This is a genomic window from Croceibacterium salegens, from assembly GCF_009827435.1.
Lineage (GTDB): Bacteria > Pseudomonadota > Alphaproteobacteria > Sphingomonadales > Sphingomonadaceae > Croceibacterium_B > Croceibacterium_B salegens.
Window position 1 is genome coordinate 45,190 of sequence record NZ_WTYM01000046.1, and the last position, 26,401, is coordinate 71,590.

The window sequence follows — 26,401 nt, forward strand, 5'->3', positions numbered from 1 at the left end:
GGTTACTCCTTCACGAGGGGGAACAGGTGGCGCAGCGCGGGAGAGCGGAACCAGAGGCCGCCCCACAGCATCACGCCGAGATAGAGTCCGAACAGTATGTGGCTGAACATCGGGCTGCCGACGCGGACATGCGTGGCGATCGCGCCGCCGAGGTAACCGGTCAGCAGGACCGCGCCGAGCATCGCGGTGCGCGGCCAGGCGTAAAGCGCGGTCAGCGCCAGCAGCAGCACGCCCATGCCCCGCCAGAACCCGGCATCGGTGGTCCAGCCGAGCTGGGCGGAGGTTTCCGCGACCGCGGGCAGCGCGGCGATCTTCATGGTGGCGTCCATCAACAGGAAAGCGATGACGAGACCGGACAGCACCCGGCCGGAAATCGGCCACCAGTTCGGCGGGCTTGAGGCGGTGCTTGCCATGACGCTCTCCCCTTCGTCTCGTGGCCCGATCAGGCCGGCTGGTGTTCCGGCGGAGCCATCTCGCCTGAGGCCATCTTCGGGTCCATCCACATCGGCTCCCAGATATGACCGTCGGGATCCTCGAAACTGCGCCCGTACATGAAACCATAGTCCTGCGGCGGATTCGGGTCGGCAAGGCCGCCGGCCCCGGCCGCCGCCTCGGTAATCGCGTCGACCGCCGCGCGGCTGTCGATGCCGATGCACAGCATGACCTGCGCGCTGGCCTTGGCGTCGACGATCGCCTTGCTGGTGAAGCTCTTCCACTTCGGATGCGTCAGCAGCATGACGACGATGGTGTCGGACCACTGCATCGCCGCCGCCGTCTCGTCGGTAAAGCGAGGTTCGTTCACGAAGCCGAGCGCCTCGTAGAACGCCATCGACTTCGCCAGGTCGGCGACGGGCAGGTTGACGAAGATCATCTTGGACATCGGATTTCTCCCCGATTTCGCGAGCCGCCGTGCGACTCGGCACTTGCTATTGGTGAACCTCTTAGTTACTTAATGCAACTATGGAATTACCACAGGAAACCAGCATTCACGGAAAGTGGTATCGTGACGCCTGTGGCGCCTCGCTGGCGCTGGAGGTACTCGGTGAACGCTGGTCGCTGCTGATCGTTCGCGAACTGATGCTTGGTCCAATGCGTTTCTCGGCCATTCGTGCCGAACTGCCCGGCCTGAGCGCAAAGATCCTGACCGAGCGCCTCGCGGGGCTGGAAGCCGCCGGGGTCCTGCGCCGGACCACCCTTCCCCCGCCCGCCAGCGTGCAGGTTTACGAACTGACCCAGTGGGGTCTGGAGGCCGCGCCGGTGCTGCGCACGCTGGTCCAGTGGGCCATGCGGTCGAAACTGCACGACCCTTCACTGCCCATGACGGCAACGTCCTTCGTTCAGAGCCTGCAGTTTTCCCTGCTGCCGGAGGCGGCCAAGGCACTCGAAGGCCGGACTGTCTCGCTCGACATCGGAGCGCACAGCTTTCTCGCCCGCATCGAAGGGGGCGAGCTGCTGGTCGAGCGCAGGGAAAAGCCGTCGGCCGACCTCCACCTCAGCGCGGAAGGGGCCAATGCCTTTCTCGCGCTGTTCTACGGCCGGATGCCGTTTACCGACTGGCTAGCAGACAACCCGGCGCGGGCGATCGAGGGCGAAGCCGCGCTTGCCCGCGCCTTCGTTACCGCCTTCGCCTGGTCCAAAAAGATCGCCTAGCCGTTCATTGCGGCAAACATCGCCGCTTCCTTTTCCGCAATCGCCTGCCACGCGGCGCGGGCGCTGACCCGGTCGTACCACGCGCAGAGCTTGCCGTGCGCCGCGCGATCGATCGACCAGCCGGCATAGGTCAGCGTCTTGATCGAGCTGGCAAGCGCAATGTCGCCGAGCGAGAACTCGCCGTCGAGCCAGCCATCGTTGCCGAGCTGGCCTTCGAGGTAATTGAGCGACTTGAGCGCGGCTTCCTCGCCCGCCTTGGCCGCTTCCTCGTCTCCCGGCTGGCCGAATATCTTCGGGCGCAGGAAGCGATGCACGACGATCGGCGCCGCCGCCGGGATCAGCACGGTGTCGACCACCTCGTCGAACCACACCGCCCGGCCCCGCGCCTCGGGCGCTGCAGGGATGAGGGGGACGTCGGGATACTTCGCGTCGAGATAGACCGCGATGGCGGTCGAATCCGCCAGCGCGTAGTCGCCGTCGGCGAAGCCGGGTATCTTGCTGAACGGACTGACCTTGAGGAATTCTTCGGTCGGGGCACCCGGATTACTCGGCTCCCACTCGAATTCGAGACCCTTTTCGGCGAGCGCGACCGCAACCTTGCGGACGAACGGCGACAGCGGAAATCCATAGAGCTTCATGGGGGTCCTCTTTCCTCTCGAATGGGCCGAGTTGCTTGTTGCAGCCCCCGCCGCGCCCGTCTAGGCGTTCCAGCGCGATGAACGAGATGACCAGCACCACAGGCGAAGGCGGAACGCTGATGGCCGCTCCCGACACCGAAGTCGATGTCCGCAAGACTTTCGGCATCGATATCGACTGGACCGTCCCGGCCTTCTCCAAGGCCGACGAGCGCGTGCCCGACCTCGACGAGAGCTACGTGTTCGATCCGGACACCACCCTCGCCATCCTCGCCGGCTTTGCGCACAACCGCCGCGTGATGATCCAGGGCTATCACGGCACCGGCAAGTCGACCCACATCGAACAGGTCGCCGCCCGCCTCAACTGGCCGTGCATCCGCATCAACCTCGACGCGCACATTAGCCGCATCGACCTGATCGGGCGCGACGCCATCGTGCTGCGCGACGGCCTGCAGGTGACCGAATTCCGCGAAGGCCTGCTGCCCTGGGCGCTGCAGCACCCGGTGGCGCTGGTGTTCGACGAATACGACGCCGGCCGCCCGGACGTGATGTTCGTCATCCAGCGCGTGCTCGAACAGGCGGGCAAGCTGACCCTGCTCGACCAGAACCGCGTCATCCGCCCGAACCCGTGGTTCCGCCTCTTCGCGACCTCGAACACGGTCGGTCTCGGCGACACCAGCGGGCTCTATCATGGCACGCAGGCGATCAACCAGGGGCAGATGGACCGCTGGTCCATCGTCACCGCGCTCAATTACCTGCCCGCCCCGGTCGAGCTGGAAATCGTCAAGGCCAAGTCGGCCCTCGACCCCAAGCTGCTCGCCGACATGATCCGCGTCGCGGACCTGTCGCGGCAGGGCTTCATCGGCGGCGACATCTCCACCGTGATGAGCCCGCGCACGGTCATCACCTGGGCGCAGAACACCGAGATCTTCAAGGACCCGGGCTTCGCCTTCCGCCTCACCTTCCTCAACAAGTGCGACGAGGCGGAGCGGATGCTGGTCGCCGAGTACTACCAGCGCGTGTTCGGTGTGGAACTGCCCGAAAGCGTCGTCGCGAAAGCTTGAGCCATCGCCGGGCTCAAGCCCAAGGCGTCACCAGGTACTTTTCGCCGGTCTTCATCGCCGCGTAGTCCAGGACCGCATCCTTTTCGAGCATCTGCTCGAAATTGACCTCGCGCTTGTAGTGGCTGGCGAACGTGGTCGTCAGGCCGTCGAGAACGCGCTGGCGCATGCGCACCATGGTCTCCATGCCCGCCTGCTGCAGGAACGAGGTCAGCAGCCAGCCCGATAGCGTCCAGCCGAAGCCATAGGCGGGTGAGAGGATCGTCTCGCCGCGGTCGAGGCGGCCGTAGATGTACATCTTCTTGGGCTGGTTCGAGCCATAGCGGCTGTAATCGGTCATCCGCGAGCCGGCGACCTGCTCCATCGCCGTGAAGATCGAATCGACCATTCGTCCGCCGCCGATCGGATCGAAGCCAAAGAAGGCGTCAGTCTCCGCAATCGCCGCGCGCAGCTGCGCCATGAAGTCGGGGTCCGAGGAATTGACGACGTGCTTCGCACCAAGGTCGCGCAGCAGGTCCGCCTGTTCCGCCTTGCGGACGATGTTGACCAGCGCGATCCCGTCCTCCTCGCAGATGCGCAGCAGCATCTGGCCGAGGTTGGACGCGGCCGCCGAATGGACGATCGCCTTCTGCCCTTCCATCTTCGCGTTTTCGACGAAGCCCAGCGAGGTCATCGGATTGACGAACGCCGAAGCCCCGTCGCGCGCAGAGATATCGCCGAGCGGCAGGCACATCATCGCGTCGGCAATGGCGTATTGCGAGAAGGCATTGCCCGGCACACAGGAGACGCGCTGGCCTACCAGCGCCTGTGCTGCCGGCGCTTCACCGGCCGCAATCACCGTTCCCGCGCCTTCGTTGCCCACCGGCAAGCGCTGGCCGTGGCGGCCCACGGCGGCCTTCGCGAACGGCTCGGGCATCTTCGCCACGACTATGCCCGGCGTATAGCTGGCGGTGGCCAGGTCAGCCGGCCCAAACAGCAAGGCGAGATCCGACGGATTGATCGGCGCCGCTTCCATTCTTACCAGCACCTGGCTGCCGACCGGATCGGAGAATTCGACCTCTCCCACTTCGACGGTCAGCGTGCCGTCGGAAGCGAGAGTCGTGAAGATCTGCTTGCCTGTCGTTGTCATGCCGGGGCTCCTCTCAGGGATACTCCATAGCACGTGTGACGACGCGGAATGCATTCGGGCGACCAAAGTTGGCGGCGGGAGCTCGGTTTGGAAGCGCGTCCGGCTAGCGCGCCTCCGCCTGCGGCTGGCTCAGCATCTGGAGGCTCAGGTGCGCCGGGATCGCGCTGCGTTCCTCGCCACCCTCGTTGACCGTCGAGCGGCGCATGTCGCGCTTGTAGCGGCGGTAGTCGTATTCGGTGCCGCGGTGGAGCGTGCAGCGGTTGTCCCAGATGACTATATCGCCAGCCTGCCACTTGTGCGCGTAGACGAACTTGCGCTGGGTGGCGAAGGCGAGAAGTTCCTCGATCAGTGCCGTGCTCTCCGCCTCGTCCATGCCGAGGATGCGCGCGGCGTGGGCACCGACGAACAGCGTCGGGCGGCCCGAGGCGCTTGTCCGCACCAGCGGATGCACGGCGCGCATGTAAGGCGCGAGCGGGCTGTCGCTCGGCACCGTGGCCCCGGCCTTGCGGCGCGAATGGAAGTAGTCGTGCTCGACCTCGAGCCCGGCGATGCGCGCCTTCGAAGCGTCGGACAGCGCGTCGTAGACCTTGCGCCCATCGATCAGTTCGGTCGCGCCGCCTTCGGGCGTGACGATCACCCCGCGCAGGATCGACCATTTGCTCGGCAAGTCATTGAAGCTGGAGTCGGCATGAAACAGCTCGTTGCCCTTGGCGATCTTCGCCCGCGGTCCGTCGGGATCGGCGATCTCGCCGTCGGGGCCGAGGTTGGAGACGTCGTAGAGCCCGAAGGCGACCCGGGCCATGTGCGCATTGGGCCTCGCGCTGGGCAGCTCGAGCGGACCGAAAGCGCGCGAAAAGGCAAGGTGCTGCTCGTCGTCGAGATGGCCCTTCCCGCGGATCACCAGCACGGCATGCTCGCGCATCAGGTCCTCGATCAGCGTCACCAGCGCGGTGTCGAGCTGGGCACAATCGACATCGGTCAGCATAGCGCCGCACGGTTCGAGCAATTCGACTTGGGGATTCATGGAGCCTGATCCCATGGCTGGCTTAATTAGAATGCTAAGTATAGCGATTTTTGCCTAACGGCCAGACTGCCGGCGCACAAGGTCAAACTGGCGGCGGCACCGGCGGTTCAATGTTTCGATTCATCGCCCTCTCGCAAAGGCTGTGTTGTTCGTTTAACACAGCGCGCGATGGGCATGTTCCGCATCTTCAGGCGCAAGGATTCCCCCGAACATCAGCCGGCGAACGGCCACGGCGGGTATTTCCCGTTGCAGGACGCGCCCGGCCGCGCGTGGGACGACGACGATGACGATGGCGACCTGCTCTACCGCTCGGGCAAGCCGCGCAGCGCCACCCCGGCGTGGGCCGACTGGGATAGCCGCCTCGCCCAGCTCGACCGTTCGGTCGCGGTCGAGGAACGCAAACGGCAGCCGTGGTGGACCCGCGAATACTGGCAAGGCCGGCGCAAGCGCTGGTGGGCGGCGCGCATCGTCGCCGCGATCATCGCGCTGTTCATCGTGCTCGTCGCCTGGCTGGCGATCACCGCACCCTTGTCCAAGTCGCTGCAGCCGATCGCCCCGCCGCAGGTCACGTTGCTGGCCAGCGATGGCACCCCGATCGCTCGCAACGGCGCGGTGGTGGAGGCGCCGGTAGACGTCTCGAAGCTGCCGCCGCACGTGGTCGAGGCCTTCCTCGCCACCGAGGACCGGCGGTTCTACAGCCACTGGGGTGTCGATCCGCGCGGCATCGCCCGCGCTGCCTTCACCGGCACCGGCGGCGGCAGCACGATCACCCAGCAGCTCGCGAAGTTCACCTTCCTCACGCCCGAGCGCAGCCTGACCCGCAAGGCGCGCGAGGCGCTGATCGCCTTCTGGCTCGAAGCCTGGCTGACCAAGGACGAAATCCTCGAGCGCTATCTCTCGAACGCCTATTTCGGCGACAACATGTACGGGCTGCGCGCGGCCAGCCTGCACTACTTCTACCGCCAGCCGGAGAACCTGAAGCCGAACCAGGCCGCGATGCTGGCCGGGTTGCTGCAGGCCCCTTCCGCCTATGCCCCGACCGAACACTACGACCGTGCCGAGCGGCGCATGCAGCTCGTGGTCAAGTCGATGGTCGCCGCCGGCTACATCACCGAAGCCGAGGCGAAGGCGATGAAGCCGCCGCGGCTCGACGTGCGCAACCTCGACGGCGACCTGCCCACGGGCACCTATTTCGCCGACTGGGCCCTGCCCGAGGCACGCACGCTGAGCGACGTTGGCTATTCCCGCCAGACGCTGACCACGACGCTCGATTCCCGCCTGCAGGAAGCGGCGCGCCAAGCCATAAGTCGCGCCCGGCTCGGCAACGCGCAGGTCGCGCTCGTCGCCATGCATCCGAACGGCGAGGTCGTGGCGATGATCGGCGGCAAGGATTACGCCCAGTCCGCCTTCAACCGCGCCACCCAGGCGCAGCGTCAGCCGGGTTCGACCTTCAAGCTGTTCGTCTATCTCGCCGCGCTCGACGCCGGGATGCATCCCGACGACACCATCGACGGTTCGGAAATTACCGAGGGGGCCTATCGCCCGAAGAATGCCGAAGGGAAGTACCAGCCGACGATAACGCTGGCCGACGCCTTCGCCCATTCGAGCAACGTCGCAGCGGTGCGGCTGCAGCAGCAGATCGGCAGCAAGGCGGTGATCGCCATGGCCCGCCAGCTCGGCGTCACCTCGGACCTCGCCGACGGCGACCCGAGCCTCGCGCTCGGCACCTCGACGATGAACCTGCTAGAGCTGACCGCGGCCTACGCCGGGGTGGCGGGCAATTCCTTCCCGGTGAAGCCGACAGCCTTCCCGGTCAAGGACCCGGGATTCTTCGGCAGACTATTCGACGGCAAGGACAGCTTCTCGTCCAGGACGGAGTCCGACATGAACGACTTGCTGCGCAAGGCGGTCAACGAAGGCACCGGGCGCGCGGCGAAATTGTCGATCCCGAACTACGGCAAGACCGGGACCACGCAGGACCACCGCGACGCGTTGTTCGTCGGCTATGCCGGGGACCTGGTGGTCGGCGTGTGGGTCGGCAACGACGACGACACGGCAATGCCCGGTGTTTACGGCGGCACGACGCCAGCGCGGATCTGGCGCGATTTCATGACCCAGGCGATTGGCAAGAAGGTCGCGCCGAGGCCCACTTCGCGGCCCAACCCGCAGGGCCCGGTCAAGCCGCTCGACGTTGCCGACGTCGGCGACATTCCGCTCGGCGACAGCGGCGCGACGCTCAACATCGACGGCGAAGGAGCAACCATCAACGGCCAGATCGACGGCGAGCCGGTCGGGATAAGGATCGACGGCAACGGCGTGCAGATCCAGCCGGCGCCATCGGCCACGCCGCAGGCCGCGCCGCCTTAATCCTCCGGATAGACTGCGCGAACGAAGTAGAGGCCTTCCGGCGGCGCGTTCAGCCCAAGCGCGGTGCGGTCCTTCGCCGCCAGCGCGTCGGCTACCTGCGCTTCGGTCCACTGCCCCTGCCCGACGAGCGCCAGCGTGCCGACCATCGAGCGGACCTGGCGGTGCAGGAAGCTGCGCGCCTCGGCCTCGATCACGACATGATCGGCGACGCGCCGCACGTCGAGCCGGTCGAGCGTCTTGACCGGATCCTTTGCCTGGCAATGCGCCGAGCGGAAGGTGGTGAAATCGTGCCGCCCGACCAGCGCCTGCGCCGCGCGGTGCATCGCCTCGGCATCGAGCTCGCGGGCGATGTGCCAGGCGTGCCCACGCTCGAGCGTCAGCGGCGCGCGGCGGTTGGCGATGCGGTATTCGTAGGCCCGGCCGATGCAGGAAAACCGCGCGTGCCAGTCGTCGGGCACGACCTTGCAGGCGAGCACCGCGATCGGGTCGGGCCGCAACAGCGCGTTGAGCGCCTCCATCAGCCGAAACGGCTCGATGACCTTGGCGATGTCGAGATGGCAACGCATCGCCAGCGCATGGACCCCGCTGTCGGTCCGCCCGGCGCTGTGCAGCGTCACCGTCTCGCCGGTGACGGCCTTCGCCGCCGCCTCGACCGCCTGCTGCACGCTCGGCCCGTGGTCCTGGCGCTGCAGGCCCATGAACGGTCCGCCGTCGAATTCGAGAGTCAGCGCGAAGCGGGTCATGGCCGCAAGCCTTCGTCATTGCGAGCGTAGCGACGCAATCCAGGGCGGATGCGCGCGCCGCTCTGGATTGCCGCGTCGCCCCGGAACAAGCCCGGGGCTCCTAGCAATGACGAGGTCTTGGTCTTCATTTGAGAACCGTCCCCATCGGCACGCTGCGCCCGCGCAGGAAGGCGGCGGCGTCCATCGGCGGCTTGCCGGCGGGTTGAACCACTTGCGGGCGCAAGGCGGCGTTGCCGCAGGCCACCGTAAGTTGCTCGTCGAGCACGGTTCCGGTCGCGCCGTTGGCGCCGATGACGTGGGCGCGCAGGACCTTTACGCGCTCGCCGCCTGCCCCGGCCCCCGATCCGGGGTCAAGCTCGAACCACGAGCCGGGAAAGGGCGCAAAGGCGCGCACTTCGCGTTCGAGCAGCTCGGCCGGCTTGCGCCAGTCGATGCGGGCTTCGACCTTGTCGATCTTCGCAGCGTAGGTCGCCCCGGCGGGCTGCGGTTCGGCCTTGAGTTCGCCGAGGTGCCCGACGGTCTCGACCAGCAGGTTCGCGCCGATTTCGGAAAGTTCGTCGTGCAGTTCGCCCGCGGTCTTGTCCTCGATCGGCACCCGCGCCGTCGCCAGCATCGGGCCGGTATCGAGCCCCTGCTCCATCTGCATGATGGTTATCCCGGTGACGTGGTCCCCGGCGAGGATGGCACGCTGGATCGGCGCCGCCCCGCGCCAGCGCGGCAGCAGGCTGGCATGGGCGTTGAGGCAGCCGTGCACCGGCCCTTCGAGGATCGGCTTGGGCAGGATCAGACCATAGGCCACGACCACGCCCAGTTCCGCCTCGAGCGCGAGGAAATCCGCCTCGGCCTCGAGGTCGCGCAGGGTGACCGGAGGCCGCACCGGAATGCCCATCGCTTCGGCTGCGAGGTGGACCGGCGACTTGCGCTCCTGCTTGCCCCGCCCCGCCGGGCGCGGCGGCTGGGTATAGGCGGCGACAATCTCGTGCCCCGCCTCGTGCAGCGCACGCAGCGTCGGCACGGAGAAGTCCGGCGTTCCCATGAAGACTATGCGCATCGAAACCACACCCGCTCGTCCTGAGCTTGTCGAAGGACGCCGGAAGGGCGCAAACGGGCTTCGACAAGCTCAGCCCGAGCGGATAGGGGGCTGGTCATGGCATCGCAAGAGATCGAGACACTTAGCGCAGCTCTCGCCCGCCTGCCCGGCCTCGGTCCGCGCAGCGCGCGGCGGGCGGTGCTGTGGCTGGTCAAGCGCCGCGAGACCTCGCTGGTGCAGCTGGTCGAGGCGCTCGCCGCGGTGCAGGACACGCTGGTCGAGTGCGAGACCTGCGGCAACGTCGACACCCGCAACCCCTGCGGCATCTGCGCCGACCACCGCCGCGACCAGCGCCAGCTCTGCGTGGTCGAGGACGTCGCCGATCTCTGGGCGCTCGACCGCGCCAAGCTGTTCACCGGCCTTTACCACGTGCTCGGCGGGCGTCTTTCGGCGCTCGAAGGCGTACGGCCCGAGGACCTGAGCATCGGCGCGCTGATCGAACGCGTCGCGGCGGGCGGGATCGACGAGGTCGTGCTCGCCATGAACGCCACGCTCGAAGGCCAGACCACCGCGCACTACATCGCCGAGCGGCTCGGCGATTACCCGGTGCGCATCACCCAGCTCGCCCACGGCCTGCCCGTCGGCGGCGAGCTCGACTACCTCGACGAAGGCACGCTGGCGCAAGCGCTGCGGGCGCGGCGGCCGGTGGGCTAAGCCCACCCCGCAGCGACTAGCCTCGCCACGGAACAAGTCCGGAGCTCGGGCAAGTCTCGCTCCCCCTCCCGCAAGCGGGAGGGGTTCGGGGTGGGCCCGCCACGGATTGAATCATTCGTCGGTCGGAACTATCTTCCCGCCATGGCCATCCTTGAAATCCTCGAAGTGCCGGATCCCCGGCTCAAGACCGTATCGACCCCCGTCACCAGGTTCGACGAGGGGCTCAAGACGCTCGTCTCCGACATGTTCGAAACGATGTACGCCGCGCATGGCATCGGCCTTGCCGCGATCCAGGTCGGCGAACCGATCCGCCTGCTGGTTATCGACCTGCAGGAAGAGGACATGGATGCCGAACCCGAGGAATGCCACGACCACGGCGGCGAGAAGCACTTCCACCGCCCGGTCAAGAACGACCCGCGGGTCTTCGTGAACCCGGAGATCCTCGATCCGTCCGACGACCTCAAGACCTACCAGGAAGGCTGCCTCTCGGTCCCCGAGATCTACGCCGACGTCGACCGCCCGGCGCGCTGCCGGGTGCGCTGGCAGGACCTCGACGGGAAGACCCACGAGGAGGACATGGAAGGAATGATGGCGGTCTGCATCCAGCACGAGATGGACCACCTTGAAGGTATCCTGTTCATCGACCACCTCAGCCGCCTCAAGCGGCAGATGGCGCTCAAGAAGCTCGAAAAGATCCGCAAGGCGGCCTGAGCCGCCTCGGCCCGGGCCGAAAAAAGAACTTTCCTACAGCCCTTCGTTCGCTGCATGCTCGCGGCGATGCCGTTTCGTGCCTGCCCCCTTTTGTCCGCCTCGCGCAAAGTCGCTCGAGCGGGTGAAGGCCACACGATTTTTTTCGAAACGCCGTGGGTGTGACCCAGCGAATTGCAGCCATTTCTCCTGTAACGTACTGAAAACAAGGTAATGTTGGATTCCGGCACAGGGTCACAGGTGAGAACCTTGTGACCCTGCCGCCGGCCTCGGGGAAAGCGTCCGGCGGGTTAGGACCGGCCTAGCGCCAGCCCTTCGCCTTAGCCTCCTCCTCACCCGCCGCGTCGAGCGCCGGGCCGGCGGCCATTTCCTGCGCCTTGGCCAGCAGGTCGGCGTTCCCGGACCCGGCCATCTGGTACTCGGTGCCGTTCCATGAATGGCCCTCGCCTTCGTATTCCAGCTTCCAGCCGGTCTCGTCGCGGCAGGCGATGCCGCTTTGCGCCACGCCGCTGAAGGCGCGGCAATAATCACCGTCCCTGTCGCGGAAGCTGACCAACACTTTCACCGGCTCCACGACTCCTTGCGTCGCCACCAGCTGCCCGTCGAGCGCCGCGGCGACCTCATCTCCGGCATAGTGCCCGGACCCGCCGCGGGGCAGGAACACCGCCAAGGCCAGTGATGCGGCCAGCGCCGGGCCGGCGATCCAGCCCCAGCGCGGAATGCCCCGCTTTGCCTCGCGGCCCTGCCGCGCGGTCGCGAGGTCGGCCACCTTCGCCTCACCGCCGCCGAGCGTCTGCACGAGGTGGTCGGGAACGGCCTGGTCGAGGACCGGGGCAAAATGCGCGCCGAGCATGGCCTTGAGTTCGGTGTGACGCCGCACCTCTTCCGCCAGCGCCTCGTCCTGCGCCACTTCGGCGGCGACCTGCGAGCGGCGCGGCTCGGCCAGTTCGCCGTCGGCGAAGGCGGCCAGTTCTTCGGGGCTCACGCTCATGGCGTCTCTCCAAGCCTGGCGAGCAGGGCGTCGCGCCCGCGCACCAGCCGCGAATTGAGGGTCCCGACCGGGCAATCGACGATCTCGGCGGCCTCCTTGTAGGCGTAGCCTTCGACCATCACCAGCAGCACCGCCTCGCGCTGTTCGTCGGGCAGGGTGCGCAATGCGCGGTCGATATCGCTCAGCGCGACGGCGGCTTCCTGCGCTCCGTCGCCGCCGACCGACATGCCGGCTTCCTCAGCCACGAAAGTCTCGCCGCGGCGGCTGCAGGCGCGAGTCTCGTCGATCCAGATATTTCGCATCATCTTCATCATCCAGCTATCGAGGCGGGTGCCCGGCTGCCACTGGTGGCGCTTCGTCAGGGCGCGCTCGATGGTGGCCTGGCACAGGTCGTCACCGTCCGCCGGATGGCGCGCAAGGCTCATCGCGAAGCGCCGCAAGCGCGGCAGCAACGCCATGACACCCTGCTCGAATCCGTCGTCAGCTATTGTCGCCTCGTTCGTTGCATGGATTAAACGGCTGAGTTCGCGCGTTTCATCCACGCTTAAGGAAAAATCACAAGAGAAGAACCGTTGCGCCTGTTTCGCCCAGCCCTGATCGCCCTCGCGGTACTGCTGCCGGTAATCCCCGCGGCGGCCCAGCTTGCGGTGCCCGGCGTGTCGCTGCCGCAGGTGTCGCTGCCCGGCGAGGTGGTCGGGCGCACGCTGGAGAACACGACCGAGACGGTCCGCGAGACCGCCGAGCGTTTGCTCGACCTGCGGCAGGCACGCATCGACCGCCTGCTGCAGCGCGAGCGCGAGACGGTCGAGGCCGATGCGAGCGGCGCACCGGCGCGGCGCGGCGAACTGCTGCTGCTCGATCCCGTCAAGGCGACGCTCGACGCAGTGGCGAATGCCGGGTTCGGCGTCGTCGGCCACGAACGGCTCGGCTCGCTTGGGCTCGAAGTGGCCAGGGTGCAGCTGCCAAAGGGTGTGAAACTGGCTGCCGCCCAGGAGCTTCTGGCCAAGGCCGCACCGGGCGCCCAGATCGCACCCGACAATATCTATTTCGAATCCGGCGCTGCGCTCGCCGCCTCGGCCGGCGCCAGCACGCGCATCGCTACGATCGCCACCACCGTCGGCATGATCGACGGTGCGCCGGGCAAGGGCGTTGCGGTCGCCGCACAGCGCGGGTTCGCCAAGGGCGCGCCCTATGCCAGCGACCACGGCAGCGCCGTCGCCTCGCTGCTCGGCGGGGCCGGTGTGCGCCGCGTGCTGGCGGCGGACGTCTATGGCAAGGATCCGGCCGGCGGCAACGCGCTGGCCATCGCCCGCGCGCTCGACTGGCTCGCGGGCAGCGGCGCTAAGGTGGCGACGATCAGCCTCGTCGGGCCAAACAACGCGGTCCTCGCCAAGGCAATTGCCGGGGCGAGCCGTTCGGGCATGGTGGTGGTCGCCGCCGTCGGCAACGACGGGCCCGCCGCACCGCCGTCCTACCCGGCCTCCTATCCCGGCGTCGTCGCGGTCACCGCAGTCGATGGCCATGGCCGCCCCCTGATCGAGGCCGGCAATGCCCTGCATCTCGACTATGCCGCTCCCGGGGCCGACATCCGCGCCGCCAACCGCAACGGCAAGGCGAAGTCCGTGCGCGGGACCTCCTTCGCCACGCCGCTGGTCGCTGCACGGCTGGCGGCGGCGCTCGACGCGGGCGGCAGCTGGCGCACGACGCTCGACCGCGAGGCCGAAGACCTCGGCCCGCGCGGGGCGGACAAGCAGTTCGGTCGCGGCCTGCTGTGCCGCGGCTGCGGCCGGTGATGCGAAAAATTTCGCGCAACGTGAATTAAACGGCGAACGGCATCCGTTTTCCTTGTGAGCCGGCGCGAAAGCCCCGGCGAAAAGACAAGGAGAACAAGCCATGAAGTCCCTTCTGATTGCCGGCGCCGCCATGGCGCTGATCTCGATCCCGGCGCAGGCCCAGTTGCTGGGTGGCAGTGCCGGAGGTATCCTCGGCGGGTCGGGCGCGGGCCAGGTCGGCCTGCCCTCGTTGCCGAGTGTCCCCGACCTTCCCAACCCCACCGCCGACCTGCCTTCTACTCGCGGCACGGTCGACGGCTCCGCCCACGGTCACGGTTCGGCCAAGGCCGACCGCAAGAGCGGCAAGGTCGATGCCAACGGTGGCGGCGGCGCGAACGGTGGCGGCACGCTGACCGACCCGCTCCTCGATGGCTCGGGCAACGGCTCGGCCTCGGGCAACGGCTCGGCTTCGGCCCAGCTGGTCGGCACCGATGCGGTGCGCTCGACGGTCGATTCGGCCCGCTCAACGGCCGGTGGGACCGTCCAGCAGGCGCGCGGCACTGCCGGTGGCGCGGTCGGTACCGCCCGTTCGGCTGCCGCTAGCGCCGCAGGCCTCGCCGGTTCCGCCTCGGGCAGTGCCCAGGGTGCGGCGAGCGGCGCCGCTTCGGCCGCCTACAACTCGCTCGCCGTCGCCGGCAGCGCCGCCGCCAACGGCTCGGGCGCCTTCGCGGTCGACAAGGGCATGTCCGTCCTTTCGCCCGACGGCGACAAGATCGGCAAGGACGAGCAGGTGATCGCGGATTCGCGTGGCCGCGTGCAGGAACTGCTGGTCAAGGTCGACGGAGAACGGGCCATGATCCCGGCGACCAACTTCACCGGAAGCGGCAACGCCGTGATCTCGGCGATGGGCGAAGGCTCGATAAAGAGCCTCGCCGGCCAACAGGAAGGAACGGGCGAAAACGGCGGCTAACCCCAAACAACCGCAAGCCCGTTTCGGGGCGCCCGGCAGGAGATTCCTCCCCTGCCGGGCGCCTTCTTGCGTGCGGGGATCAGTTGGCCATGAACAGCGGAGTCGGCGGCTAGGTGAGCATGTCGCGCGTCACCCCGCCGAGGAGGGTTTCGAGCATCCGGGCGTGGCCATAGGCGCCCATGACCACCAGCCCGGCATTGCGTGCCCGTGCCGCCTCGCGCAACTGTCCGGCCACTTCCTTGCGTGACGTCCATGGAAAGCGGACGATCTCGCAATCGATGCCATGTCGCGCCAGGTATTCGGCTCCCTGTACTGGCGGGAGGTCGACGGTTTCCCCGTCGGTTTCGCCGTCTCCCACGGTGGCAAGCGTCACGCGCTCGGACTTCACCAGCAGCGGGACCGCGGCGCGCAGTGCGCGCGAGGATTCGACGGTGCCGTTCCAGCAGACAAGCGCAGGCGCGCCACATTGCAGCCCGGGGCAACCCTGCGGAACGGCAAGGACCGGCACCCGGGCGTGGATGGCCAGGCCGCCGGCAAGCCATGACGGGGCAGCCTCGTTTTCGGGATTGCCGGAGCCGACGACCGCGACATCGCTGAGCGCGGCGTATTCCTGCAGGACACTATCGCCTAGCCCGATCCGATCGTCCCATTCCCAGCGAACGTCTTCCAATTCGAGCCTGACTTCGGTCCTGGCGCGAAAGGCCTCGGCCCTTTCGCGCATCACGTGCGCCATCTCGGTCGAGAGCATGCCCTCGAAGTCTCCGGGCATCGCGAAATCGAGCGAGACGGCCTGAATGCAGGTGACATGGCCGTCGAATGCCCGCGCGAGGTCAAGCGCGACCTGCAGCCGGGCTTCGAAAGCCTGATCGTCGTGAGCGTGGAGAAGGATCGAACGCATATGCGCCTCCCAAGATAGCTGGAAGGCTATCCGCCCTAGTGAGGCAGAATGCATTGATGGCGGTCAAACGGGCGGAGTCACCCGCCCGGATGGTAGAAGTCGTATATCGCCTGCGCCACGCCCTGGCTGACGCCGGGCGCGCGCTGGAGGTCTTCGAGCGAGGCGGCGCGGACCTTGCCCGCGGTGCCGAAGTGCAGCAGCAGCGCGCGCTTGCGGGCCGGGCCGATGCCGGGGATTTCGTCGAGCGGGCTGGCGGTGATCGCCCGGCTGCGCTTGGCGCGGTGCGCGCCGATGGCGAAGCGGTGGACCTCGTCGCGCAGGCGCTGGAGGTAGAACAGCACCGGCGAATTCGTCGGCAGCATCTTCTCGCGGCCATCGGGGAAGTGGAACACCTCGCGCCCCTCGCGGCCGTGGTGCGGGCCTTTGGCGATGGCGATCAGCGGCACGTCCTCGATGCCGAGTTCCTCCAGCTTGTCGCGCACGCTCGACATCTGGCCCTTGCCGCCGTCGATCAGCACCAGGTCCGGCCATAGCCCGCCGTCGCGCTCGGGGTCCTCCTCGAGCGCGCGGCTGAAGCGGCGGTGCATGACCTCGCGCATCATCGCGAAGTCGTCGTCGGTCTGGGCGCTCTTGATGTTGAACTTGCGGTACTGGCCCTTCTGGAAACCCTCGGGTCCGGCAACGACCATCGCGCCCAAAGCCTTGGTGCCCTGGATGTGGCTGTTGTCGTAAATCTCGATCCGCGCGGGCACATCGGGCAGTTCGAGGAATTCGGACATCTCGCGCATGACTTTCGCCTGCGTTCCGGACTCTGCAAGGCGCCGATCAAGCGCTTCATTCGCATTGCGCGCGGCCTGCTCCATCAGCTTCCGGCGCTCGCCGCGCTGGGGGACGCTGATCTCGACCTTGCGCCCGGCGATGGCCCCGAACGCCTCTTCGAGCAGGGCGCGATCCGGCAGTTCGCGGTCGACCAGGATCGTGCGCGGCGGCGGCACTTCCTCGTAGAACTGGGCAAGCACTCGGGCGAGCACCTCGTCCTCGCTCACGTCCTGGATGTGGCTCGGGAAGAAGGCGCGGTGGCCCCAGTTCTGTCCGCCACGGATGAAGAAGGCCTGGATGCCGATGTGCCCGCCCTTGGCCGCGAGCGCGAAGACGTCGGCATCGCCGACGCTGCTGGCATTGATCGCCTGGCTGCCCTGGATGAAGGTCGCCGCGCGCAGACGGTCGCGCAGCATTGCCGCGCGCTCGAAGTCGAGCGTCTCGGCCGCTTCAGCCATTTGTGCCTCGATCTTGGCCTGAACCGCGCCCGACTTCCCGGTCAGGAAATCGCGCGTTTCCTCGACCAGTTCGGCGTAGCCTTCCTTGTCGATCCGTCCGACGCAGGGCGCCGAGCAGCGCTTGATCTCGTAGAGTAGGCAGGGTCGGTCGCGCCGGCTGAAAAAACTGTCGGTACAGGATCTTAGGAGGAACAGCTTCTGCAGTGCGTTAATTGTCGTGTTGACCGAGCCGGCGCTTGCGAAGGGGCCATAGTAGTCGCCCTTGGCCTTGCGCGCACCGCGGTGCTTCATGATCCGCGGGAAATCGTGCTCGGCGCGCAGCAGGATGAAAGGGAAACTCTTATCATCGCGCAATAACACGTTGTAAGGGGGACGAAATCGTTTTATCAGCTGCGCTTCGAGCAGCAGCGCCTCGGCCTCGGAATTGGTCGTGACGATTTCCATCGACCGGGTCTGTGCGACCATGCGTTGCAACCGTCCCGAAAGGTTCGCCACCTGGGTGTAGTTCGCCACCCGGTTCTTCAGCGCCCGCGCCTTGCCGACGTAGAGCACGTCGCCGCGGGCATCGAGCATGCGGTAGACGCCCGGCATCGGCTTGAGCGTCTTGACCGTCTCGCGGATCGCCTTCGTCCCGGCCTCGATGTCGGGCTTGCTCGAACCCTGCACGACGTAGGTCGCGCGCTCCTCGTTGAAGCGTTCGGCGCCGCGCGGATCGTGGGGAGTGCCTGCCGGAGTGCGGGACATGAGCAGCAGATAGGCCGGACCTCGCCATTTCTCAATCGCTTGCCAAGTCCGGCGGAGCGGGGCAACTTCGGCTCATGCAGGGGGAAAAGGCGGCACCGCCGCGCACGGTCGGCTTCTGGGGAAGCTCGTTATTGCAGATCAACGGGATGATCGGGTCGGGCATATTCGCCCTGCCGGCGCTGCTCGTTGCCGCCGTCGGCAGCTTTGCGCCGTGGCTGATGGTCCTGGGCGGGATCGTGTTCCTCCCGCTGACGCTGGTCTTCGCCTGGCTCTCGTCGCGGTTCGACGAAACCGGAGGGCCGGTCCTCTACGGCAAGGCCGCCTTCGGTAGTTTCGTCGGCTTCCAGGCCGGGTGGGGACGCTATGCCTCGGGCAACATCGCGCTTGCTGCCAACACCCACGTCATGATCGCCTACTTCGCGGTGATCTTCCCCGCACTCCAAGTGCCGTCCATCGCGACCGCCGCAGTGGTTGCCGTGCTCCTTGCCCTGACGTTCATAAATCTCCTCGGGATGCGCAATTCGATCGGCACGCTCGGCGTGTTGACGTTGCTCAAGCTGATCCCACTTGCCATTGTCGCGCTGGCGGCGTTGTTCGGCGGATTCTCTCAGCAACCTGTCCTGCTGCCTCAGTTCGGAAAGGTGGAATCGGTCGTCCTCCTGTTGTTCTATGCCTTTATCGGATTCGAAGGTGTGACCGTGCCGGCCGGCGAAGTGCGCGACCCGAAGCGCGACATCCCGAGGGTGCTGGTTACCATGCTCGCAGGGGTGACCGTGATATACGCGCTGGTCATCTGGGCCTACCTCACGATCGCCCCCGCGGAGAGCGCGAGCGACAACGCACTCGCCAGCGCGGCGGACACCGCGCTCGGCCGATGGGGAGCGCTGCTGGTCGTCCTCGGTGCTGGGTTTTCCATCGCAGCCAACAATTTTTCCAGCCTCGTGGTCGTCCCACGCATGGCCTACGGAATGGCGCAGCAGGGCATGCTCCCGCGCTGGTTCGAACGCATCAGCCCTCGCTACCTGACGCCGGCCAACTCGATCCTTTGCTACGGAATTATCGCAGCGCTGTTTGCAATCTGGGGCGGCTTTGCCGTGCTCGCCGCCGCCAGCACGCTGACGCGGATGCTGGCCTATGCAATCTCCGCTGCAGCCCTGCCGGTGATCGAACGGCGCGAGGGGGCGTTCAATCCACTGCACCTGCTGGTGTCAGTCCTCGCCCTCGCGGCTTCGGCATGGATTGCGAGCCATGCCGACGCCGAAGCCTGGACCATGTTCGGCGTGCTGATTGCCGTGGGGACCGCGCTCTACGTCCTTGCCCGGCGAGGTCGGACGGCCGCCCCCGAGGCAGCCGCATAGAGGTGGCCTGCGAGTTCGGTCGTCAGAAGAGTTTGCGGAACTCGAGCGAGAGCGTCCGCCCGAGCGGATCGATCAGCAGCGGTTGATACCGCAGCGGCGTATCGCCGCTACTGTCAGTCACGCGCTGGTGCGCATCCGTAAGGTTGTCGATGCTGAAAGACACCCGCGTGCCTTCCAGGAACGGCACCTGCTCGACCAGCTTCTCTCTTCGTCCGAGATCCGCGAAGACCCTCAGGTTGAGAGTGAACAGGTCGTCGAAGTAGAGGTCGGTGCTGCCTGGCAATCCGCTACCGTCGACCCGCGTCTTGCTGCTGTAATTTCCGCGCAGGCGCACGCCCATGCCGTTGTAGAAGACGCCGCCGTTGATCTCGAAGGTGTTCTTCGAAACGCCGCCGCCCGAAAGTGCGTCGCCGTCAAGCAGGTCGAGCAGCGGACCACCGGAGGCGACCAGCACCTCGTTCTCAAGCTCACGGGTGTAATTCACCGAGAGGTTCCAGCGGCCGAAGTTGCCACCGCGATTACGATTGAACGGGAAGCCTCCAGAGGCTGCCGCGCCCTGTTGTGGCTGGCCGCCGCCGTTGCCCTGGCCTGGCTGGCTACCCGGAGCGCCCTGGCCACCACCCTGCCCCGGCTGGCTGCCCTGCGACGGGGCGCCGCCGCCGAACTGTGCCGGATTGGCGGCGCAGAGACGCTGCTGCAGCTGGCCGACGCGTTCCATGTCGGGCGTCACGCCATCCGGTCCCATGAACCGTCGTCGAAACTCTTCGGGAAGGACCGAAAGTTCGGGTGCCTCCTTCGGCTTCCCGTTTTCGCAGAACGCCGCCTGCAGGCGCTGGAAGCCCTCGGGATTGAAAACGGCACCCGGTCCGCCCTGCCCGTTGGCGCCGCACATGCGCTGGCGCATCTCGGCCAGCCGCTCGGGATCGGGCTTGCCGTCAGGACCCTTGATCCGTTCCTGCATCTGTTCAGGCAGTCCCGAGATGTCGGGGGTCTCGCCGCCGTCGGCGCAGAGCTGCTCGCGGAATTTCTGGAACGCCTGCGGGTTGAAGTTGCCTCCCCCGCCACCCTGCTGGCCGCCACCGGGAGCGCCACCAAAGAAGATGAAGGGCGGAGGTCCACCACCGCCGCCGGGAGCACCGCCGCCTAGTGCGCCGCCGCCGGGGCCACCCGGTCCGCCGGGGCCGCCAAAACCGACTGCAAACCCGCCGCCACCACCGCCGCCGCGCTGGCTGCCTTCCGGCCGCTCGCCGAGCTGGCCGGAGAAGTTGAGGCCGACGCGAACGCGCGAGGAGCGCTGTTCGGTGAAGGTCACCGGACGCTGGTCGAGCGCGATGAGATTGCCCGCTCCGTCACGCGTCACGCGCCCGGGGAACGCCGCCTCGATCGCCGGAGTCAACACCGGAAACGAGGCCGTCACGTCGTTCGACTTGTTGCGGAAGTACTCGACCGAGACGGCCGTGCGGTCGAACAGCGGCAGCTCGTAGAATGCGCCGAGCCGGATATCACGCTGCGTTTCGCGTTTCAGGTTCGGGTTGCCGCCGCTGGTGACCTGCGCCAGGACCGTCTGGCCGGTGTTGAAGTCGTAGACCGGCACGTTGTAGTTCGTGATCGTCGGCGCACCGAGCTGGCTCAGCCCCGGCGCGGCGTCGCGAACGATGCGGGTCGCCTGCAAGGTCAACTTGTCGAACGGACTCCACGTCACGCCCGCAGTCCAGTCGGTCAGGGTGCCGAAGTCCGACAAGTGATCGGCGCCGGCGCTGAACGTCGCGGTAAGGTTACCGAGGAACGCCAGCACGTCCATGTCGCGGCTGGCGATCGGGACCGAGACGTTGATGCCGCCGTTGAAATCGCCGCGCGTCAGCTTGGTCTGCGGCAACGCGGTGCGGGTGTCGTCGCTCTTGATCCGGTCCCAGTCGAATCCGGCATCCAGAGTGACCGAAACGTCGCCCGCAGGCAGCATGATCGGGCTGCCGATGGCCGTGAACTTGGCACTGGCGCTGTCGGACATGCTGTTGGCGGTATCGAACCCGGCCGCGGTCGGGATCGTGATCGGGTCGTCGAGACCGAATGCTCCGGTCAGCGCTGCGGTCTGCAGCCCGGCGACATCGGCGCGCCGGTCGATCTTCGTGGTCGAGTCGTTGCGGCTGGCGTCCAGCGTGCCCGTCAGTTGCCAGTCGCCGGCGTTGGCGTTGAGCGTCGCGCCCATGGCGGCGTTGTCGGTCCGCGAGCGGCGAGCCAGCGGATCGTCTGCGCCGAAGATGCGCAACTCGGAGTCGCCCGGGGGTGTCGGGCCGGTCAGCAACACGGTATTGAGGCCCGACAGCGACGTGCTGTCGTTGCGGCTGAGCGTGCCGTTGAGGCTGAGGGAGGCCCCGGCATCGCCCAGACCTTTCGTCCAGTTGGCGGTGAGCTGGTAGTTCTCGGAATCCGCGACGAGCGTGCGGTACGGGGCCTGGTCGGGATCACCGGTAACGACCGGAGCGACGGTCTGAGCGATGCCGCGCTCGGCCTCGGTCAGCTTGCTGGTGTCCGAAACGTTTAGGTCGATGTTGAGGCGGCTCGCGCCGTTGATCGTGAGCAGCGTACCGTCGGCAGACTTGGTCGAGGTCCCGCCGCGGTCGGGCTGCTCGTATTCCAGCTCGACTTCCTTGCTCGAAAAATTGTCCTTGAGGATGAAGTTGATGACGCGCTGGTTGGGCGGATAGCCGTAACGCTGCGCCACTTCCTCCGGCAGGATCTCGACCTTGCGGATCGCTTCGGGCGGAAACGAGCGCATCTCGCGGAAAGATGACACGCGCAGCCCATTAAGCAGGAACACAGGCTGACCGCCACCGCGCCCACGCCCACTACCTGTTTCCGCGGAAAGCGCGGCGACCAGTTCGGCCAGCGAGCCGGCACCATAGGAGGCGATATCCTCCTCGTTGAGCTCGACGACAGCCGGCTGCGGGGCCTCTACCGCACCGCGCAGCGACCCGGCGATGACAAGGATCTCATTGTCGGACAGGTCCTGGCGCTGCTCCGGCGTCATCTGCTCGAGTCCGTCCTGCGCCTTGCCGACGGTCGAATCCGCATCCGGAACCGGCGTTGAACTCTGCGCGAACGCGGGCGTGCTCAGGGCAACGGCAAGGGCAGCAAGACTCGTGGCGGGATGCAATCGCAAGCGCAGATATCCTTCGAATACAACTGTACACACCCCTGCCGCGCTATTTGGAGAAACTCCCAAATCCCACAAGCTGCGTTCGGGTAATAAAGTGTCGCAAGTGTATCGGAGCCTAACGCCGCCCTGAGGCGAGGCTTTCCTTTTCGCGCCGGCACGGGTATGGGCGCGGCCACGACTGAGACAAGGCAACGGAATTACGAACTTTATGGCGAAAGAAGAACTCCTCGAAATGCGCGGGAAGGTGGTGGAGCTGCTGCCTAACGCGATGTTCCGGGTAGAGCTCGAAAACGGCCATCAGATCATCGGTCACACCGCCGGCAAGATGCGCAAAAACCGCATCCGCGTGCTCGTCGCCGACGAGGTTCTCGTCGAGCTTACGCCCTACGACCTGACCAAGGGCCGCATCACCTACCGCTTCATGCCCGGCCGGGGCGGCCCGGGCCCGCAATAAGCGGCGGGCGGCGCTTGGACGCCCCCTCACTGATCCTCGCATCCGCCAGCCCGAGACGGCGCGAACTGCTCGCCCGGCTCGGCGTCGAACCGGCGCGCATGGGTGGCGCACATATCGACGAGACCCCGCTAAAGGGTGAACTGCCGCGCGACTACGCCGTGCGCATGGCGCGCGAGAAGGCGGTAGCCGCCGAAGAGGGCAACGCGTTCGTGCTCGCAGGCGACACCGTCGTCGCAGTCGGTCGGCGGATCCTGCCCAAAGCAGAGGACGAGGCGACAGCTCGACAGTGCCTTGAACTACTCTCCGGACGGCGTCACCGCGTGCTTTCCGCCATCGCCCTGCGCGGACCAGACGGGAGCCTGCGCGAGAAGCTGAGCGAGACGCAGGTGCGCTTCAAGCGCCTCTCCGCCGAGGAAATAGCCTCCTATCTCGCCGGGGGCGAGTGGCACGGCAAGGCCGGTGGCTACGCCATCCAGGGCAGCGCGGAGGGCCTGATCGCGTGGATCTCCGGCAGCCATTCTGGCGTGGTCGGCCTGCCGTTGTTCGAAACGCGGGCACTGCTGAAAGCGGCGGGCTTCAGCCTTGGCTGATTGGCTCGTCGAGGAGGGCATCGGCGAACACCGCGCGTTGCTCGTCGACGGTGGTGAAGCAGTGGCGGCAAAGCTCGACTGGCCCGGCGGACTTGCTGCCGGCCTCGTCGCCGATGCGAAGCTGACCCACTACGTCCCGGCCCGGCGACGCGGCACGGCGCAGTTTTCCGGCGGCGAAGAAGCGCTGGTTGCGCGCCTCCCGGCCGATACCCGCGAAGGCACCGTCATGCGGCTCGAAGTGACCCGTCCGGCACTGGCGGAGCGTGGCCGCAACAAGCGCGCGCAGGCGCGGCCGAGCACGTCGGACCCCCGCCCTGCACCATCGCTGGCCGAGGCGCTCGGGGCGAAGGCGGTGCGGGCCCTGCCCGCGGGCTTGTGGGAAGAGGTCTGGAGCGAGGCCTGGTCGGGTGAGGTCGCCTTCCCCGGCGGAAGCCTTGTCGTGTCGCCCACGCCCGCGCTGACGGCCATCGACATCGACGGCGCTGCCCCGGCGGCACAACTGGCCCACGAGGCCGTTCCGGCGATTGCCGCGACCCTGCGCCGGATGGACCTCGGCGGGTCGATCGCCATAGATTTCCCGGCACTGGCCGACAAGGCCGACCGCCGGGTCGTTGACGAACTCGTTGCCGCCGCGCTGGATGGCTGGCCGCACGAGCGCACGGCAATGAACGGCTTCGGCCTGCTGCATATTGTCGCTCGGCTCGAGCGCCCGTCTTTGCTCCATCGCCTCGCACTGAACCGCGCCGGGGCGGGGGCGAGACTCCTGCTGCGCCGCGCCGAGCAGGTCGCCGAACCGGGACAGTTGCTGCTCACCGCGCACCCCGCCGTGCTGGCGCAGGTCGGGGAGCCGTGGCTGGAGGAACTGGCTCGACGGACTGGACGACAGGTGCGGACAGCACCCGACCCCGCCCTTGCACTCGATGGCGGCTTCGCGCAGGCGGTCGCATCATGACCAAATCGAAAACCTGCCCGATCTGCAGGAAGCCGCGCAGCGAAGAGTTCGCCCCGTTCTGCTCGGCCCGCTGCCGCGACCGCGACCTCGCAAGCTGGTTCAACGAGGGATATGCGATTCCCGGCCCCCCCGCGAACCCGGAAGACGCGGTCAGGGACGAGGACTGAACGGCCCTCATCCTCCTGTCGTCGGATGGAGGTGATTACCCCCTTGCAAAGCGCGCCACGGCCCGCCATAGGCGCGCTTCCAACCGCTCGCGGGCCGGTTTCCGGCCCTTGCTGAAGCGAATGCCCAGGTAGCTCAGTTGGTAGAGCATGCGACTGAAAATCGCAGTGTCGGTGGTTCGATCCCGCCCCTGGGCACCATCATTACCATCAAGCATCTGAAACATCGTCCTTTTCTTCGGGTCGGAAACACGCCAAGGGTCCAAGGTTGGAAACAGCGCGGTCCGCGAGGAGCGTTCGATTGGCGCCTCCGCGGTACTTGGCGAAGGTCGCGGACTACTTGAGCCCCGTGAACGCCATACGCTTGATTGACCGGGGCCGAAAAGCCCCCCTCATTGTGACAGCGTTATCAACGCAATCGCCGGTGGCGCACTCAGCGCCATCGGGCATGTCGGGGATAGAGTCGGTTAATCGGTTTGAATCCGTCGCAATGTCGGTTATATATCATCACAACGACGGAACGTATCGGAATAACCGACATGATACACGCCTACCCAATACTTGAGCAGATCGATCACGATGTACTTGGATTAATCCGAGAGCAGCGTCGGTTGTTGCGCCATCAAGTCGGACAGAACCCGCTACGCTGGAACGGCTTTCTTCGGAAGAACACCTTTGCCCGCGCTCTGCAGGGATCCAACAGTATCGAAGGCATCAACGCGAACCTCGATGAAGCGATGGCGATCATCGATGACGAACGCCCTGAAACGTTGGAAGAGGAGACGGCGAGAGCGTTAGAAGGTTACCGCCAAGCGGTTACATACATCATCCGCATCCACGACGACCCTCACACGAAAGTAGGGACGCAATTTATCCGTACTTTGCACTACATGATGTTGAACTACGACATGTCGAAAATGCCGGGCCAATGGCGCCCTGGCCCGGTGTACGTCGTTCACGAGGGGACCAAAGAGGTGGCCTACGAGGGGCCCCCAGCCGAGGAAGTGCCCTGCCTAATGGACGAGTACGCTGAGCAACTAAATTCTTCTGACAACGTCGAATCCTCAACGGTGTTGGGCGCTATGGCCCACCTCAATCTGGCGATGATCCACCCGTTCAAGGATGGGAATGGCAGGATGGCGCGTGCGTTGCAGACGCTGGTTATTTCGCAAAATGGGATTAGCTCACCTACCTTTTGCAGCATCGAAGAATGGCTCGGACGCAACACGCTCGCATATTACGATATTCTAAAGGAGGTGGGTCAAGGTAGCTGGCACCCCAAAAACTCAGCGCTCCCGTGGGTGCGATTTTGCCTCAAGGCGCACTATCAACAAGCCGCCACCCTAATGAAGCGAAATACCCATATCGGCCGGGTGTGGGGCGAGATTGCGCAGATCTGCCGCCAACACGATCTGCACGATCGGATGGAGGGGCCGCTCTTAGAAGCGGCATTCGGATACAAGGTGCGCAATCATCGCTATCGTGAAGAGAGCGACATCTCAGATGCGGTGGCCGGCCGAGACCTAAGGCGGCTTTGTGAACTTGATTGGCTGATACCAGTTGGCGAAAAGAGAGGCCGATACTACGTGGCCAGCAAGTTGCTGCTCGAAATTACCGAGAGAACCCGCGAAGAACGGCGCGCAGGTGATCCATATGAGCTCGTCGCCCAACGGACTGCGCAGTTGGAAATGGCAGTCTAATGTAGAAGCAAATCGACAAGTTCAAGGATGCCGCGCGCGAGCTTGAGTGCGACGACGACGAACGGCGCTTTGAGGAACGGCTTGGGAAGTTGCTGAAGCCGAAACCCTCAAGCGAGGCCGAGTAGCCTTCCCAACCGCAGGGCCGCGTCCTCGCTGTCTACGCGAGCCAGCACGGAGGTTTGCCCCTCGCCCTCTTCAACGAGAAAATATCTCCTCAGATCTTCCAGCGGAGGGTCAACGTATTGCGCCGTTCTGTTGTTGATTGGCTTTAATGCCAATATTCTGCCAACCGCTCTATCGTAGACAAGGCGAT

25 protein-coding genes and 1 tRNA gene are annotated in these 26,401 nt (G+C 66.4%); 14 read left to right on the forward strand and 12 right to left on the reverse strand.

From position 1 onward, the window contains the following. Positions 1 to 2: 2 nt before the first annotated feature. Positions 3 to 413, reverse strand: coding sequence for a DoxX family protein (locus GRI89_RS11885; RefSeq protein ID WP_159795729.1), 411 nt, complete (start codon positions 411 to 413; stop codon positions 3 to 5). Positions 414 to 442: 29 nt separating this feature from the next. Continuing rightward, positions 443 to 880 carry a VOC family protein gene (locus GRI89_RS11890; RefSeq protein WP_159795732.1) on the reverse strand — a complete coding sequence of 146 codons (438 nt, stop codon included), beginning with the start codon at positions 878 to 880 and terminating at the stop codon, positions 443 to 445. Between the two features lie 80 nt (positions 881 to 960). Between GRI89_RS11890 and GRI89_RS11895 the strand changes: the two genes are divergently transcribed. Further along, the gene (locus GRI89_RS11895; RefSeq protein ID WP_159795735.1) at positions 961 to 1,650 is read left to right on the forward strand and encodes a winged helix-turn-helix transcriptional regulator; all 690 of its coding nucleotides are present in this window, start codon (positions 961 to 963) and stop codon (positions 1,648 to 1,650) included. Here GRI89_RS11895 and GRI89_RS11900 read toward each other — a convergent pair. Then, the gene (locus GRI89_RS11900) at positions 1,647 to 2,288 is read right to left on the reverse strand and encodes a glutathione S-transferase family protein (protein WP_159795738.1); all 642 of its coding nucleotides are present in this window, start codon (positions 2,286 to 2,288) and stop codon (positions 1,647 to 1,649) included. The two genes, GRI89_RS11895 and GRI89_RS11900, sit on opposite strands and share 4 nt — an antisense overlap. Positions 2,289 to 2,365: 77 nt before the next feature. On the opposite strand from GRI89_RS11900, the gene GRI89_RS11905 reads away from it, so the two are divergent. Then, a complete protein-coding gene (locus tag GRI89_RS11905) occupies positions 2,366 to 3,349 on the forward strand; it encodes an AAA family ATPase (protein WP_159795741.1) in 984 nt (327 codons plus the stop codon). A gap of 13 nt (positions 3,350 to 3,362) precedes the next feature. Here GRI89_RS11905 and GRI89_RS11910 read toward each other — a convergent pair whose 3' ends face one another. Together GRI89_RS11910 and GRI89_RS11915 are read right to left on the reverse strand one after the other, a co-directional pair. Beyond that, complete coding sequence (locus GRI89_RS11910) at positions 3,363 to 4,475, reverse strand: zinc-binding dehydrogenase (RefSeq protein ID WP_159795744.1); 1,113 nt, start codon at positions 4,473 to 4,475, stop codon at positions 3,363 to 3,365. Positions 4,476 to 4,578: 103 nt separating this feature from the next. Then, positions 4,579 to 5,499: a TauD/TfdA dioxygenase family protein gene (locus tag GRI89_RS11915; RefSeq protein ID WP_159795747.1), complete on the reverse strand. Its 921-nt coding sequence runs from the start codon at positions 5,497 to 5,499 to the stop codon at positions 4,579 to 4,581. A 168-nt stretch (positions 5,500 to 5,667) separates the two neighbouring features. On the opposite strand from GRI89_RS11915, the gene GRI89_RS11920 reads away from it, so the two are divergent. Continuing rightward, on the forward strand, positions 5,668 to 7,866 hold the full coding sequence (locus GRI89_RS11920; protein WP_159795750.1) for a transglycosylase domain-containing protein: 2,199 nt from the start codon (positions 5,668 to 5,670) through the stop codon (positions 7,864 to 7,866). On the opposite strand, the gene truA is transcribed toward GRI89_RS11920, so the two are convergent. Further along, complete coding sequence (gene truA / locus GRI89_RS11925) at positions 7,863 to 8,609, reverse strand: tRNA pseudouridine(38-40) synthase TruA (protein WP_159795753.1); 747 nt, start codon at positions 8,607 to 8,609, stop codon at positions 7,863 to 7,865. The two genes, GRI89_RS11920 and truA, sit on opposite strands and share 4 nt — an antisense overlap. A gap of 124 nt (positions 8,610 to 8,733) precedes the next feature. Then, the gene (gene fmt, locus GRI89_RS11930; protein WP_159795756.1) at positions 8,734 to 9,660 is read right to left on the reverse strand and encodes a methionyl-tRNA formyltransferase; all 927 of its coding nucleotides are present in this window, start codon (positions 9,658 to 9,660) and stop codon (positions 8,734 to 8,736) included. Positions 9,661 to 9,756: 96 nt separating this feature from the next. Between fmt and recR the strand changes: the two genes are divergently transcribed. Together recR and def are read left to right on the forward strand one after the other, a co-directional pair. Next, the gene (gene recR / locus GRI89_RS11935; RefSeq protein WP_159795759.1) at positions 9,757 to 10,353 is read left to right on the forward strand and encodes a recombination mediator RecR; all 597 of its coding nucleotides are present in this window, start codon (positions 9,757 to 9,759) and stop codon (positions 10,351 to 10,353) included. A gap of 141 nt (positions 10,354 to 10,494) precedes the next feature. Further along, a complete protein-coding gene (gene def / locus GRI89_RS11940; protein WP_159795762.1) occupies positions 10,495 to 11,064 on the forward strand; it encodes a peptide deformylase in 570 nt (189 codons plus the stop codon). 298 nt (positions 11,065 to 11,362) lie between these two features. Here def and GRI89_RS11945 read toward each other — a convergent pair whose 3' ends face one another. Further along, the gene (locus tag GRI89_RS11945) at positions 11,363 to 12,052 is read right to left on the reverse strand and encodes an anti-sigma factor family protein (RefSeq protein WP_159795765.1); all 690 of its coding nucleotides are present in this window, start codon (positions 12,050 to 12,052) and stop codon (positions 11,363 to 11,365) included. Next, complete coding sequence (locus tag GRI89_RS18030) at positions 12,049 to 12,540, reverse strand: RNA polymerase sigma factor (protein WP_328598233.1); 492 nt, start codon at positions 12,538 to 12,540, stop codon at positions 12,049 to 12,051. The genes GRI89_RS11945 and GRI89_RS18030 overlap by 4 nt, the downstream gene beginning before the upstream one ends. Positions 12,541 to 12,624: 84 nt before the next feature. On the opposite strand from GRI89_RS18030, the gene GRI89_RS18035 reads away from it, so the two are divergent. Both GRI89_RS18035 and GRI89_RS11960 read left to right on the forward strand, forming a co-directional pair. Next, the gene (locus tag GRI89_RS18035; RefSeq protein ID WP_159795768.1) at positions 12,625 to 13,845 is read left to right on the forward strand and encodes a S8 family serine peptidase; all 1,221 of its coding nucleotides are present in this window, start codon (positions 12,625 to 12,627) and stop codon (positions 13,843 to 13,845) included. Between the two features lie 100 nt (positions 13,846 to 13,945). Next, positions 13,946 to 14,794 carry a hypothetical protein gene (locus tag GRI89_RS11960; RefSeq protein ID WP_159795771.1) on the forward strand — a complete coding sequence of 283 codons (849 nt, stop codon included), beginning with the start codon at positions 13,946 to 13,948 and terminating at the stop codon, positions 14,792 to 14,794. 109 nt (positions 14,795 to 14,903) lie between these two features. On the opposite strand, the gene GRI89_RS11965 is transcribed toward GRI89_RS11960, so the two are convergent. Beyond that, entirely contained in the window at positions 14,904 to 15,692 is a 789-nt protein-coding gene (locus GRI89_RS11965) for a universal stress protein (protein WP_159795774.1), read from the reverse strand. A 77-nt stretch (positions 15,693 to 15,769) separates the two neighbouring features. Beyond that, complete coding sequence (gene uvrC, locus GRI89_RS11970) at positions 15,770 to 17,713, reverse strand: excinuclease ABC subunit UvrC (protein WP_159795779.1); 1,944 nt, start codon at positions 17,711 to 17,713, stop codon at positions 15,770 to 15,772. A gap of 74 nt (positions 17,714 to 17,787) precedes the next feature. Between uvrC and GRI89_RS11975 the strand changes: the two genes are divergently transcribed. Then, positions 17,788 to 19,071, forward strand: a complete 1,284-nt coding sequence (locus GRI89_RS11975; protein WP_159795782.1) for an APC family permease — start codon at positions 17,788 to 17,790, stop codon at positions 19,069 to 19,071. A gap of 22 nt (positions 19,072 to 19,093) precedes the next feature. Here the strand turns inward: GRI89_RS11975 and GRI89_RS17815 are convergent, their stop codons facing one another. After that, positions 19,094 to 22,231: a porin family protein gene (locus tag GRI89_RS17815; protein WP_235913304.1), complete on the reverse strand. Its 3,138-nt coding sequence runs from the start codon at positions 22,229 to 22,231 to the stop codon at positions 19,094 to 19,096. 205 nt (positions 22,232 to 22,436) lie between these two features. Here GRI89_RS17815 and infA point away from each other — a divergent pair, with 205 nt between their 5' ends. The 6 genes from infA to GRI89_RS12010 all read left to right on the forward strand — a co-directional run bounded on the left by infA (position 22,437) and on the right by GRI89_RS12010 (position 26,088). After that, positions 22,437 to 22,682 carry a translation initiation factor IF-1 gene (infA, locus tag GRI89_RS11985; RefSeq protein ID WP_159795785.1) on the forward strand — a complete coding sequence of 82 codons (246 nt, stop codon included), beginning with the start codon at positions 22,437 to 22,439 and terminating at the stop codon, positions 22,680 to 22,682. A gap of 14 nt (positions 22,683 to 22,696) precedes the next feature. After that, complete coding sequence (locus GRI89_RS11990) at positions 22,697 to 23,272, forward strand: Maf family protein (protein WP_159795788.1); 576 nt, start codon at positions 22,697 to 22,699, stop codon at positions 23,270 to 23,272. Then, positions 23,265 to 24,224, forward strand: a complete 960-nt coding sequence (locus GRI89_RS11995) for a ribonuclease E/G (RefSeq protein WP_159795791.1) — start codon at positions 23,265 to 23,267, stop codon at positions 24,222 to 24,224. Before GRI89_RS11990 ends, GRI89_RS11995 begins: the two co-directional genes overlap by 8 nt. Then, entirely contained in the window at positions 24,221 to 24,391 is a 171-nt protein-coding gene (locus GRI89_RS12000; protein ID WP_159795794.1) for a DNA gyrase inhibitor YacG, read from the forward strand. Before GRI89_RS11995 ends, GRI89_RS12000 begins: the two co-directional genes overlap by 4 nt. Positions 24,392 to 24,513: 122 nt before the next feature. Further along, a tRNA-Phe gene (locus tag GRI89_RS12005) sits at positions 24,514 to 24,589 on the forward strand. A 338-nt stretch (positions 24,590 to 24,927) separates the two neighbouring features. Continuing rightward, entirely contained in the window at positions 24,928 to 26,088 is a 1,161-nt protein-coding gene (locus GRI89_RS12010; protein WP_159795797.1) for a Fic family protein, read from the forward strand. The last annotated feature ends 313 nt before the right edge of the window (positions 26,089 to 26,401 follow it).